Genomic DNA, 12,826 nt, shown 5'->3' with positions numbered 1-12,826 from the left:
TCCTCAGTGTTTCTCAATCCACGCGCCGTAGAACGACGGGCGGCCGACCGCTTCAAAATTGACGCCTTTTAGCCACGGCGCACCGGCAAAGACCTGCGGCTCCTCGAAAATCGGAATAACGTAGGCGTTATCCAGCAGGTAGCGCTGGGCATCGCCGGTCAGCTGCAGGCGTTTTTGCGGATCGACCTCTGAGGAGATATTTACCAGCAGCGCATTCAGCTTGTCGTCACGGAAGCTTTTGACCTTGTCGCTGGAGCCGCCTTTTTGCAGCAGCGCGTCGCGGTTAGCCGGGTAGAACATGCTTTTCACCACGTCCGGATCGGCGCGGCCCACTTCGGAGACGGTTAACGGGGTTTTCTGTGGATCAAGGTTATCCAGCGTGCGGCTGCCAGCGTCACCGGCTTTTACGTTCAGCACTACGCCCACCTGACGCCACTGCTGGGCAACCAGCTGCAGCACCTCTTTGTTTTGCGGCTGCGGCAGGGATTCATACACCGTCAGCGCCAGCCGCTGCCCGTCTTTGGCGCGGATCCCGTCGCTGCCCGCTTTCCAGCCCGCCTCGTCCAGCAATTGATTCGCTTTTGCCGGGTCAAAGGTCAGTTTGTCGCTGAGATCGACAAAGCCTGCGGCGGAATCGGCAATCACCGACTTCGCCTGCGGATAGTTGGCCGAGAAGAGGGTCTCGACCACCTGCTTTGCATTCGTGGCATGCAGCAGCGCCTGGCGCACGCGAATATCGGAGACCAGCGGGTTATCCGGGCGGAAGCTAATGCTGTCGTTCACCCCGCGCGTTGGAGCGGCGTAGATTTTATAGCCCTGGTCTGTCGCCTGCTTTTCGTCATACGCCTGCACCTGGCGAATAAAGTCGGCCTGACCGGCCAGCAGGGCACCGACGCGCACGCTGTCTTCCTGGGTGACGATAAACTTGATGCCATCCAGATTGGCTGGACCCTGTTGCGTCAGGCTTTTGGGCCCCCACTGGTAGTCCTTACGGGCTTCGAGCGTCACTTCGCGACCGAGCTTCTCGTCCTTCACCACAAACGGGCCGGAGCCGATGATATGCCGGGCGTCTCCCAGCTCTTCAAAGTTGCGCTTCAGCGTGCTGAGCGAGACCAGACCCGAGCCAATCGTGGCGGTGCCCTGCAGGAAACCCGGCGACGGTTTTTTGAAGTAGAACTTCACGGTCAGTGGGTCGACCACTTCGCTGCGATCGTAGTTATTGATCACTTCTGACACCGGCAGGCGCTGCGCCTTATTGCCCAAACCGTAGGTATCAAAGTTTTTTGCTACGGCGTTGGCGTCCAGCGGCGTGCCGTCGGAGAAAGTGATCCCCGGGCGAATTTTGAAGGTGTATTCGGTTTTATCGGCGTTGGTGGTCCAGCTTTCGGCCACCCACGGTTCGACCTGCAGCGTCTTTGGATTTTGCCACGTCAGTTTGTCGGTGATCTGGTTCAGAATGCCGCCGTTCGGGTAGAAGCCGCCGGCAGGCGGATAGAGGTTGGTGTGCGCCTGTTGCTCCAGATAAATCAGCGTGCCGCCTTTGACCGGCGCATCGGCGGACCAGGCTGCGGTTGTCGTCAGAATCAGCGCCGTCAGCAGCGGCAGACGAAATGGGGTTTGCATGGTGAATTCCTTTGTTATCTTCTTGTTAGCCTCGGATTCATCATCGGGCGCGGGGGAAAACAAGGGAACAAAGGAATTAAGATAAGGATTGCCGGAAACTGAAAATAAAAACGCCCCGTTAGCGGGGCGATGGCGGGGGCCTAAACGAATTTCGCCAGCGGGTCGGCGGCGGCAAAGGCGACCGTTTTGTCTGCTAATGGCGGATAGATCAGCTCATTCGTGATGGCGATTTTGATCTTCTTCGCCTCGTCGCGGACGGATTTGACGGCCTGTTCCCAGCCCTCGGTATAGACCGCGCCCCACGCGCCTAAATCCAGACAGGTAACATAGTTCACCTGACGATAAGGGTAAGGAGTAACGTTCAGCAGGCTGGCGGCAGCGTTATGACCGGCAAATTTCCCTAGCTGGATCGCGTGCTGGCAGGTCATCAGCGCCGTGTTGCCCGCATCGTCTGTTTTGGCGTGAGCCATATCGCCGGTGGCATAGACGTCAGGATGTGCGGGGACCTGCAACGTTTCTGTCACAACCAGGCGGCCCTGGCTATCGCGTTCACCGCCTATCTGCAGGCTGAGAGGATTTGCCTCGACGCCTGCGGTCCAGACGACGGTCGCAGCAGCAATACGTTCACCGTTTTTCAGCGTTACGCCGTGAGCATCAATGGCTTCAACTTCACTCTTCAGCCGCCATTCAACGCCCAGCGCCTCACTCGCCTCTGCAATTGTTTTACGCAATGCGTCGCTATAACGGCCGCCAATGACTGGTCCTCTCTCAACTACGACTATTTTAATCTCCGTATTGTCGCCAAAACGGGCACGCAGTCGGGCAGGTAGCTCCGTTGCCAGCTCGATGCCGGTAAAGCCGCCTCCGCAGACTACCACGGTGTTGCGCTCGGGCGTGGAGGGACGTAACGCCAGTGAATCAAGGTGACGCTCAAATACCTGTGCGGATTCCAGCTGGTCGATGTCAAAGGCGTAGTCAGCCAGGCCGGCAATCGGTGGGCGTTTGGTCTGGCTGCCCGTAGCGAGGATCAGCCTATCGTAGGAAGCCGTAGCATGCGCGCCATTGGACATCCGGTATAAAACGGTTTTCGCCGTGGTATCAATTTGTTCCGAGTGTCCGGCAATGAATGTGATATCAAGCTCGTCAAACAGGTCAGTCAACGGGGCGACCAGCGTTGACACCTTCTCCTCATAGAAGCGTGGCCGAACGCGCAGTTCGGGTAAGGGAGCCAGAACCGCAATCTCCAGACTGTTATTACCCTGCTGCTCAGAGAGACGTGCCGCGCTCACGGCTGCCCACATACCCGCAAAACCACTGCCTACGATTAAAATCTGCTTTTTCATATTCGATCCTTTCTCCCGCCAGGCTTCGTGCCTGACATAACTGCCACTATACTTGTCGGAGTTAACTCCGACAACTTCTTTCTGAGTTAAAAATCGTTATAATGCTCCGAACACTAATTCGGAGTTAACCATGGCGTTTTACAGTTCCGGTGTGGAATACGGCATTCACAGCCTGATGTGTATGGTGGATGCGAAGGGCAACGAGCGTGAGATGAGCGTCCGGGAGATGGCTGCCTTGCAGGGCGTGCCGTATGACTACCTCGGCAAAATCTTCACACGCCTGTCACGTGCCGGGCTGGTCATCAGTACGGAAGGCAAGGGCGGGGGCTTTAAGCTGGCGCGTCCGGCGGAGCTGATCAGCGTGCTGGATGTGGCGCATGCCATTGACGGCGAGAAAAACATGTTCGAATGTCGTGAAGTGCGCCAGCGGCTGGCCGTGTTTGATGAAGCACCGCCTGCCTGGGTCTGCGACGGCCCGTGCGGAGTACGTTCAGTCATGGATAGCGCGCAGCAGCGGATGGAAGAGGAGCTCGCGCGTCATACTATTCTCGACCTGGCGCGTAAAATGTACCGAAAAGCGCCGGACACCTTCCAGATTGAGGTTCAGGAGTGGATTTCAGTTCGTCGTTCGTCGTAGCAATGAGCCGGGTAAGGCGTAGCCACTACCCGGCAAAAGGTGTTTACGAGCGTAAGTCGATCACCATACGGCCACGGATCTGGCCCTGTTCCATCTCTTTAAAAATGGCGTTGATGTCCTCGATAGGACGCATCGTCACTTTCGGCACCACTTTGCCCTCGGCCGCAAACTGGAAGGCTTCCTGCAGATCCTGACGGGTGCCAACCAGCGAACCTACCACCTGAATACCGTCCAGCACCAGACGCGGAATGTCCAGGCTCATCGCTTCCGGCGGCAGGCCAACGGCGACCACGCGGCCACCGGCACGCACGGCATCTACCGCCGAGTTGAAGGCCGCTTTTGCGACGGCGGTGACGACTGCGGCATGCGCGCCGCCGGTTTTTTCCTGCACAATCTTAGCGGCATCTTCGCTGCGTGAGTTGATGGTTAAATCCGCACCCATGCTCGCGGCCAGCTTCAGCTGTTCATCGTTAACGTCCAGAGCGATGACTTTGGCATTAAACACGTTTTTGGCGTACTGCAGCGCGAGGTTGCCCAGCCCGCCCAGACCGTAAATCGCGATCCACTGGCCCGGTTTTATACCGGAGATTTTCACCGCTTTGTAGGTGGTGACACCGGCGCAGGTGATGCTGCTGGCCGCCGCCGAATCCAGACCATCCGGCACTTTTACCGCGTAATCCGCGGTGACGATGCATTCTTCCGCCATGCCGCCGTCAACGGAGTAACCGGCGTTTTTCACGTCACGGCACAGGGTTTCGTTACCGGTATTACAGTATTCGCAGTGACCGCATCCTTCAAAGAACCAGGCCACGCTTGCGCGGTCGCCGACTTTCAGCGACGTCACGCCAGGGCCGACTTCTTTCACGATACCAATACCTTCATGGCCCAGGATTACCCCGGTTTTATCGCCAAAATCACCGTTCTTCACGTGGAGGTCGGTATGGCATACACCACAGCACTCCATTTTCAGCAGGGCTTCCCCATGCTTAAGCGGGCGTAAGGTTTTTTCAGTAACATTGACCTGATGATCCTGAGTAACAACAGCAGCCTTCATGTGTATCTCCTTGTTCATGATAAGAATCTGCATAGCAGGTGTAGTACCCCTTAAGGATTAATACATTAGCCTGGTAATGCAAGGCTGCGGCAACATAATGTCATCATTTGATTCGATTTCAGATTAAGAATACGGCGATCCTCTAATAATTAAGGGGGAAAATGCTGGCCCGGCGAGGTGCTCGCCGGGCGCAGATTTACAGCTGGGCTTCGATCTCCTCAATTTCTCTACGCCATTGCGCCTGCAGCTGCGGCTTCTGATGTTTCGGCTTACGCGCCAGATCGTCTTCCAGCAGCGTTTCCAGCGCGATCAGCCGCTCCAGCAGATCGTCGTACGGCGAGGGTTGAACTTCCCCAGCGGTGACGACGGGCGCGGCTGATGTTCCCAGCCCCGCGCTTTCACGCAGCCGCTCAAACACGGCTTCAGCATCGTGCCACTCGCTCAGCCAGCCGTCCTCAATCAGCCAGAAACGGTTACAGCTTTGGCTAATTAACTGGCGATCGTGGCTGACCAGCAGCACGCCGCCTTCGAACTGTTGCAGCGTTTCCGCCAGTGCCTCTTTGCCTTCCATGTCGAGATGGTTGGTGGGCTCATCCAGCATCAGCAGGCTGTAGCGGGCAAGCGTCAGCCCGACGAACAGCAGGCGAGAGCGCTCGCCGCCGCTGAGCGTGCTGACTTTTTGCCCGTGGCGCGCCCACGGGAACCCGGCGCTGATGAGCGCCATCTTCCTGTTTTGCGGGTCGGGAGCGAAAGGTTCCAGCGCGTCGAGCAGCGTGGCGTCATCCGGCAGCTGATGCAGCGTCTGGTCGTAGTAGCCCGGCGAGACGCGCGGATGGATTTTCAGCCCGCTGTCCGTCGGTTCATTCACAAAATGTCGCCAGATAAGCTTCATCAGCGACGATTTACCGCAGCCGTTACGACCGACAATTGCCACGCGATCGCCGCTTTTCAGCCGCGCCGTTTCGATGTTAAACAGCGGCGGTAGCCCGGGCGCAGGCGGGACGCTGAGGTTTTCCATCTCCAGCAGACGGTCCGCCCGCAGCGCGTCGCCGCGCAGGGTTAGCGTCCATGGACTGCCCGCCGTGAGCGCGGTCTGGCTTTCTTTGAGTCGTTCGACCTGTTTTTCCATCTGTTTGGCTTTGCGGGCCAGGTCTTCGTTGTCGTAAACCTTACCCCAGGTCGCCAGCCGCTTCGCGCTGGCGGTCACGCGGTCGATCTCCTTTTGCTCCGCCTTGTGGCGCTGCGCATCGCTTTCGTCTTTTGCTGCAAGCGCTTTACGGGCGGCCGTGCAGGGAAGGGCAAAGTAGTGCAGCGTCTTATCACGCAGGATCCAGCTGCCGTTTGTGACGGCATCCAGCAGCTGTCTGTCGTGCGAAACCAGCACGAAGCTGCCTGACCAGTTCTGTAAAAAGTGTTCCAGCCAGAGCATGGTCGGCAGATCCAGGTGGTTGCTGGGTTCATCCAGCAGGAGCAGATCCGGCTCGTGAATCAACGCCCGCGCCAGCAGCAGGCGGGTGTGCTGTCCGCCACTCAGGGTGGCGGATTGCAGCGTCATATCCTGCGGCGTGAAGCCCATGCTCGCCAGCAGCGTTTCAGCTTTCCAGCGCAGGCTGTCGTGCTCAGCTAAAGGCAGTTGCGCGAGTACGGCATCCAGCATGGTCAGCGGGAAAATGGCGTCCGGGAGATGTTGCTCCACGCGCGCCATCAGGCAGTGCCCGGCCAGCGCTACCGTTCCGGCGGCTGGGATATCTGTTCCGTCCAGCACCTTTAAAAGCGTACTTTTGCCGCAGCCGTTGTCGCCCAGCAGGCCGATGCGGTCGCCTTTTTTCAGCGTAAAGGAGAGTGAGTCGAAGAGCGTGCCAAACGCCGTATCAACGCGTAAAGATTGTGCAGTGAGTAAAGTGCTCATTGTTGCTTACCCAAGAGTTACAGGCATGTTTATGCCTCGTCAAACATCGCTGACGATAACTCAGTAAGCCCGAGAGAAGGGATTTCAGGGGGTGGTGTCTTCGCTCAAGCAGAAGTTATCGCAGCACGATACCGATAACGCTTGAGCTGGTGCGATCACCAAATGTATGTGAAACATTGAAAATTTCACGATACAGCATAATTGGCCTCCTTATATATTCAGTGGGTTAATGGATGAAAGGAGTGTAGCGGGGGAAAGGGGGTTTGGCTAGTGGGTATTCGATGGTGCGGTCTGTTGCCCCTCATCGTAACCCTCTCCCCAACGAGGAGAGGGAACGGTTCGGGCGCAGAATTAAATCGAGGTACGGCGATAGCTGCGGTATTCAGGCATCCAGAAGTTATCATCAATAGCCTGCTGCAGCGCGTCGGCAGAGGTTTTCACCGCCACGCCCTGCTGCTGCGCCATTTTACCCACCGCAAACGCGATAGCGCGCGACACCTTGTGAATGTCCTTCAGTTCCGGCAGCACCAGCCCTTCGCCGTTGTTGACCAGCGGCGAATAGCCCGCAAGGGTTTCGCTCGCTGACATCAGCATCTCATCGGTAATGCGGGACGCGCCGGAGGCGATCACGCCCAGACCAATGCCCGGGAAAATATAGGAGTTGTTGCACTGGGCGATCGGATAGGTTTTATCCTTCCACACCACCGGATCGAACGGGCTGCCGGTGGCAACCAGCGCGTTACCTTCGGTCCAGGCGATGATGTCCTGCGGCGTCGCTTCCACGCGGGAAGTCGGGTTAGACAGCGGCATCACGATAGGGCGCTCGCAGTGCTTGTGCATCTCGCGAATAATCTCTTCGGTGAAGAGACCGGTTTGCCCGGAAACGCCGATCAGAATATCCGGCTTCACGTTGCGCACCACGTCCAGCAGGGAGAGCACTTCGTTGTCGGTGTCCCAGTTCTTCAGGTTCTCGCGCTTCTGCACCAGCTTGGTCTGGAACGGCAGCAGGTTCGGCATACCGTCGGTCAGCAGGCCGAAACGGTCAACCATAAAGACGCGGGAGCGGGCCAGCTCTTCGCTTAAGCCTTCGCGCTGCGTCTGGGCAATAATCTGCTCGGCGATGCCGCAGCCCGCAGAGCCTGCGCCCAGGAAGACGATTTTCTGGTAGCTCAGCTGGCTGCCGGCCGCGCGGCTGGCGGCGATAAGCGTGCCCACGGTCACCGCTGCGGTGCCCTGGATGTCGTCGTTAAAGGAGCAGATCTCATCGCGATAGCGGTTCAGCAGCGGCATCGCGTTTTTCTGCGCAAAGTCTTCAAACTGCAGCAGAACGTCCGGCCAGCGGTGCTTCACGGCCTGAATGAAATCGTCGACAAACTGATAGTACTCGTCGTCGGTAATGCGCGGATGACGCCAGCCCATGTACAGCGGATCGTTCAACAGTTGCTGGTTGTTGGTGCCGACATCCAGCACCACCGGCAGGGTGTACGCCGGGCTGATGCCGCCGCAGGCGGTGTAGAGAGAGAGTTTACCGATTGGGATCCCCATCCCACCAATGCCCTGGTCGCCCAGGCCGAGAATACGTTCCCCGTCCGTCACCACAATCACTTTAATATTGTGGTTCGGCACGTTCTGCAGAATGTCGTCCATGTTGTGACGGTTCTGATAAGAGATAAAGACGCCGCGTGAGCGACGGTAGATCTCAGAGAAGCGTTCGCACGCCGCACCCACCGTTGGGGTGTAGATCACCGGCATCATCTCTTCGAGATGGTTTTGCACCAGGCGATAGAAGAGGGTTTCGTTGGTGTCCTGGATGTTGCGCAGGTAGATGTGTTTGTCGATCTCGGTTTTGAAGCCCTGATACTGGATCCACGCGCGCTCTGCCTGCTCTTCAATGGTTTCAACCACTTCCGGCAGCAGGCCAAGCAGGTTAAAGCTGCTGCGCTCTTCCATGCTGAAGGCGCTGCCTTTGTTGAGCAGGGGGAATTCGAGTAAAACCGGGCCGGCATAAGGGATATATAAGGAACGATGTTTTTTCAGTTTGTTGTCCATGTCACTCACTCTTTTTTTGAAGATCCGTCCCTGACACTGCTGTTTGTCATCTTTCTGGCCTGTGCTACGGGGTGCGGTCGGGCGGTATTATAAAGGAGCTAAATATTAATTACCGCAACACATAAACAAAAACACCATCGGTTTTGCCGATGGTGTTCTGGATCTCAGTCTGGAACTTACTTGCCCGCGTGGCGTTTTCTGCCGGTGGCGTGAGTGACTTGCGTTTCATGGTCGCCTTCAATCACCACTTTACGCTGATTAGAAAGCTTGTAGTTCAGTCCCAGAATGTGGCGTGCCTGACGGTTCGATTTCATGTTAACTCCTCAATCCTGTTGATAGTTTTAAGGACCAGTTTGCTTTCGCAAACGAAATGTAACCCCTTAGGTTGCAGATCCAGCTTAGCAGGTTTTTACAAAGGTGCGTTTTGCCCGCTGACGACGTAGTTAATGGTCTGCTGGTAGATGTCACTGAGGATGTCATTATCCGTGGATTCCACCCACTTGGTCAGTTCCATTAAAATGTCATCTTCAGTCACAGCACCGTGCTCGGCGTGAAGACCCTGCGCAATCGCGTTAACGAGTTCAGGTTGTGCTGCTGTGGTATTAGCCGGGTAATAAGTAAACATGCTGCCTCCGTGTCGTTGTCTGTTTAATGGTACGGCTCGCAAAAAAATTAATTCATAAACAGAATGGCAAATATTTCCCCGGTTGTGTCTCAGATTCATCTTAGAAATAAAAATGACATAAGTGCATGCTTTTATGCGCTTTTAAAACGGAGGGATATATTGGCGTGAGGCAGTGCGGATATTATGGCGGTGCTCCTGCTATCGCGGGAATATAGCAGGAGCCGTTTTTAAATTACCACTTCATTTCGCCAGTATTCACTTTTGCGCTTAATTCCAGAGAGCTCTCTTCTGCCAGATCCGGATACTGTTTTTTCAGTGCACCGATGACGCCCGCAGAGTTTTTATGTGCCGATAACGCCTGTTCAAAATGCTGCAGATAGCCACGGGTAAAATCAATAGCCCCGGTTCCGGACGGTGGTGTGCCCAGATAGTGGCCTGGGATCACGCGTTCCGGCTTGTGCGCGGCCATGTTGTCCAGAGTCTGCTGCCACTGCTGCCGGCGAGCCGGCGTCTGGGTATCAGCCGTCCAGACGTGAATCCCCCAGGAGACCCCGGTGCCGCCGAGGATGGTTTTCACGGACGGGATCCACACGTAGGCCGCGTAGCTGTCCGGCTGCTCGATATCGACCTTTTCCCCGTCAATCATAAAGGTGGTGGAGGCGAGCACCAGCGGCACCACCAGTTCCGTTGGCGCGCCGTCTTTCATCTGCGGGCCCCAGAAGGCGAGCTTGGCGTCTTTGGTGGCCTTAATATGGTCAACCACCTGCTGCGTGGCCACCACTTTGGCGTTCGGGAAGGCCTTCACCAGCGGCTGCAGGCCAAAATAGAAATCCGGATCGCCGGAGGTGATCACAATCTTATTCAGCGTTTTACCGCTGCGGCGAATTTTCTCTACCAGCGCTTCGCCATCCTTCACGCTGAACTGCGCGTCAAACAGCACCGCCTCTTTCGGGCCGGAAACGAGCGTGGAGGAGACCGCGAAAATGCCTTTATCCTGCGGGTTATAGGTATCAATCGTCAACGGCGCGGCAAAAACGGCCGGAGCGAAAAGGGTGGAAAGCAGGGCAATATGAGGGAATTTCATGCTGTTGTCTCTGTTGTTCAGGAATGTCTCTATTGTACGGATATTCTCATTTGCCAGAATTCCTGAAACAAGACATGCTTAGTTTCATAAATCGAGCAGATGGAGCTTATATGGATCGCGTTATTGCCGCTCAGGTCTATAACCGGATATGCGAGCTGGGAAGCCTGAGCGCGGCGGCCCGCGCGCTGGGCATTTCCCGGCCGATGGTGAGCCGTTACCTTGAACAAATGGAGAAGTGGGCGGGGACGCGGCTGGTAAACCGCTCCACGCGCAAGTTGACGCTGACGGCGGCAGGGGAAAAGGTGCTGCAAAAAACGCGGACGCTCTCGCAGATCTCGCAGGAAATCGAAGGTCAGTCGGAAAAAGATCTGCCGTCCGGCACGCTGCGGGTAGCCTGCGCGCACTTTACCGCCATGCACCTGATTGCGCCGGTCCTGCCCGGCCTGCTCTCGCGCTATCCGCAGCTGCGCATTGAGCTGGACGTGAACAACCATCCGGTCAGCCTGGTGGGAGAGCGCATTGACGTCGCGGTGCGCATTACCGATAACCCGGAGCCCGGCATGATCGCCCGCCGGCTGGGGGAGTGTCGATCGGTGCTCTGCGCCTCGCCGGCGTATCTGGCACAGCACGGCACGCCCGTCAGCCCCGAAGAACTGGCGCAGCATAACTGCCTGCACTACAGCTTTTTCGCGGGGCAGTCCTGGCACTTCCTGACCCCGGAAGGCGAAAGCCTGAGCGTGGCCGTCAGCGGCAACCTGAGCGCCAGTATCTCTTCACTGCTCATGAACGCGGCGATCGAGCACTGCGGCATCGCCATGCTGCCGGAGCGCGAAGCGCGCGCCGCGCTGGAGCAGGGATTACTGGTGCCGGTACTGGCGTCGCTGGAGCCAAAACCGCTTGCCATCCACGGCATTTATCAGTCACGGGAATACCAGCCTGCCGCGCTGCGCGTGTTTCTTGACGAACTGTCCCGCCACCTTGCCTGAGGGGCGATTATTTTGCCTTTAGCCAGGGAGAGGCCGTGCTCCAGAAAATAATATCGGCCCCGAGATAATTTTCGCCGAAGCGGACAAACTCGGCTTTGGTGAACGGTTTTCCGGTCTGAGGATCCTTATAGGTCAGAGTCGGCTCCTGAACCGCCATGGCAATGAGCGGCAGCGCCTGTTTATTTTTATGGAAGAAGGGATAGGCATTCTTCATGTGCGCCTTGCGGTTGGGCACAATGTCCGGCCCGCCCAGGCCGATATTGTTGGCGCTGGCATACGCAAAAAGACGTCCCATATAGTTGTGGTCGTTATCCCACTCGCACGGCCAGAAGTTAACGTACTGCACCACATGTGATTTCTGAAAAACCTTGCGCGCAAAGGCCAGATTTTCCATCTCACCCGCGAAATAGCTGTCGCAGGTGAAGCCCGCTGGCGGATTTTTCTCGTCAATATCAATCGCGGTTTCAGGCAGGTTTACGCCATACACCTCGCCATCAAAGCGTTTTGCGAGCGCTGCCAGCAGTGCCTGGTAGCGCTGGCGCACCGTGGGGTCCCACTGACGTGCTACCCATCCCGCGCCGACAGGCTTGCCCTCGCCGGGGTTATCAAACTGCGGCGCAATCCCGCCGCTGTATTGCTTATCGTGCATCAGATAGTCCGGAACGTAGCGGGCGTCCGGCTCAAAGAAACGATCCTGGATCTGAATAAAGAGTTTTTTCCGGGCGGCCTTAAGACGCGCCAGATCCTGCTCAATCCGCGAGAAGTCATAGCTGTCCTTCTCGGGTTCAAGCTGGCGCCAGTTGTACACGATCTGCACGCCGCCGATGTCGCCACGCGCAACCAGCGGGAGCGCCGCGTCGAGATCGCCTGAGCTGGTATAGATAAAGTTTTCCGGCGTTTTGGCCAGTGAAGAAAGAGAGAGAGCCAGCGTGGCTATCGCGACGGCCATCCTGATTTTTAGCGTCATATCATTATCCTTGTTGTCGGTACAGCAGGTGAAAGACACGGAATCGTCTGTGTTCCAGGGCGTGTCAGATGCGTAGTCTATACTTAACCCTTTGTAAGCCAAAAGGAGAGCAAGAATGACGATTCATAAGCACGGTTCGGCACACTGGTCTGGCGACATTAAGCGCGGGAAAGGAACGGTTTCCACCGAGAGCGGCGTTCTCAACCAACAGCCTTACGGCTTTAACACCCGCTTTGAGGGTGAAAAGGGGACCAACCCGGAAGAGCTGATCGGCGCGGCACATGCGGCTTGTTTTTCCATGGCGCTGTCGCTGATGCTGGGTGAAGCGGGCTATACTGCTGATTCGATTGATACGACCGCGGACGTCTCTCTGGATAAAACCGACGGCGGCTTTGCCATCACTAAGGTTGCGCTGCAAAGTAAGGTCACCGTACCGGGCATTGCGCCACAGCAGTTTGACGGCATTATTCAGAAAGCCAAAGCGGGCTGCCCGGTGTCGCAGTTGCTCAAGGCCGAAATTACCCTGGACTATAAGCTTAACTAAATCAC

General features: G+C 56.7%; 12 protein-coding genes. 3 read left to right on the top strand and 9 right to left on the bottom strand.

Annotated features, from left to right (window positions below; all coding sequences use genetic code 11):
- Positions 1–3: 3 nt before the first annotated feature.
- Together IM284_RS02075 and IM284_RS02070 are read right to left on the bottom strand one after the other, a co-directional pair.
- Positions 4–1,623 (bottom strand): TIGR04028 family ABC transporter substrate-binding protein, encoded by a 1,620-nt coding sequence (locus IM284_RS02075; RefSeq protein ID WP_047368608.1) that lies wholly within the window; start codon positions 1,621–1,623, stop codon positions 4–6.
- Positions 1,624–1,763: 140 nt separating this feature from the next.
- Complete coding sequence (locus tag IM284_RS02070) at positions 1,764–2,966, bottom strand: NAD(P)/FAD-dependent oxidoreductase (protein WP_193055707.1); 1,203 nt, start codon at positions 2,964–2,966, stop codon at positions 1,764–1,766.
- Between the two features lie 130 nt (positions 2,967–3,096).
- Between IM284_RS02070 and IM284_RS02065 the strand changes: the two genes are divergently transcribed.
- Entirely contained in the window at positions 3,097–3,603 is a 507-nt protein-coding gene (locus tag IM284_RS02065) for an Rrf2 family transcriptional regulator (protein ID WP_028013240.1), read from the top strand.
- A 43-nt stretch (positions 3,604–3,646) separates the two neighbouring features.
- Here the strand turns inward: IM284_RS02065 and adhP are convergent, their stop codons facing one another.
- The 6 genes from adhP to IM284_RS02035 form a co-directional block, all read right to left on the bottom strand.
- Positions 3,647–4,657: an alcohol dehydrogenase AdhP gene (gene adhP, locus IM284_RS02060; RefSeq protein ID WP_041909867.1), complete on the bottom strand. Its 1,011-nt coding sequence runs from the start codon at positions 4,655–4,657 to the stop codon at positions 3,647–3,649.
- Between the two features lie 196 nt (positions 4,658–4,853).
- Complete coding sequence (locus tag IM284_RS02055; RefSeq protein WP_047368605.1) at positions 4,854–6,566, bottom strand: ABC-F family ATP-binding cassette domain-containing protein; 1,713 nt, start codon at positions 6,564–6,566, stop codon at positions 4,854–4,856.
- A gap of 351 nt (positions 6,567–6,917) precedes the next feature.
- Positions 6,918–8,615 (bottom strand): NAD-dependent malic enzyme, encoded by a 1,698-nt coding sequence (locus IM284_RS02050; protein ID WP_028013235.1) that lies wholly within the window; start codon positions 8,613–8,615, stop codon positions 6,918–6,920.
- A 176-nt stretch (positions 8,616–8,791) separates the two neighbouring features.
- Positions 8,792–8,929 (bottom strand): stationary-phase-induced ribosome-associated protein, encoded by a 138-nt coding sequence (sra, locus tag IM284_RS02045; protein ID WP_008501714.1) that lies wholly within the window; start codon positions 8,927–8,929, stop codon positions 8,792–8,794.
- Positions 8,930–9,024: 95 nt separating this feature from the next.
- Positions 9,025–9,240 (bottom strand): biofilm-dependent modulation protein, encoded by a 216-nt coding sequence (gene bdm / locus IM284_RS02040; protein ID WP_023335793.1) that lies wholly within the window; start codon positions 9,238–9,240, stop codon positions 9,025–9,027.
- Between the two features lie 232 nt (positions 9,241–9,472).
- Positions 9,473–10,324, bottom strand: coding sequence for a Vmh family MBL fold metallo-hydrolase (locus tag IM284_RS02035; RefSeq protein ID WP_047368604.1), 852 nt, complete (start codon positions 10,322–10,324; stop codon positions 9,473–9,475).
- 110 nt (positions 10,325–10,434) lie between these two features.
- On the opposite strand from IM284_RS02035, the gene IM284_RS02030 reads away from it, so the two are divergent.
- Positions 10,435–11,310, top strand: a complete 876-nt coding sequence (locus IM284_RS02030; protein ID WP_047365094.1) for a LysR family transcriptional regulator — start codon at positions 10,435–10,437, stop codon at positions 11,308–11,310.
- 7 nt (positions 11,311–11,317) lie between these two features.
- Here IM284_RS02030 and IM284_RS02025 read toward each other — a convergent pair whose 3' ends face one another.
- Positions 11,318–12,277: a hypothetical protein gene (locus tag IM284_RS02025; protein WP_047368603.1), complete on the bottom strand. Its 960-nt coding sequence runs from the start codon at positions 12,275–12,277 to the stop codon at positions 11,318–11,320.
- Between the two features lie 115 nt (positions 12,278–12,392).
- On the opposite strand from IM284_RS02025, the gene IM284_RS02020 reads away from it, so the two are divergent.
- Positions 12,393–12,821 (top strand): OsmC family protein, encoded by a 429-nt coding sequence (locus IM284_RS02020; RefSeq protein ID WP_028013230.1) that lies wholly within the window; start codon positions 12,393–12,395, stop codon positions 12,819–12,821.
- Positions 12,822–12,826: the final 5 nt, after the last annotated feature.

The sequence above is a fragment of the Enterobacter cloacae complex sp. P12RS genome, assembly GCF_014895875.1.
In the GTDB taxonomy this organism is placed as follows: Bacteria; Pseudomonadota; Gammaproteobacteria; order Enterobacterales; family Enterobacteriaceae; genus Enterobacter; species Enterobacter bugandensis.
Note: the sequence above shows the minus strand (reverse complement) of the source record. Positions and strands in the feature narration are given on the sequence as shown.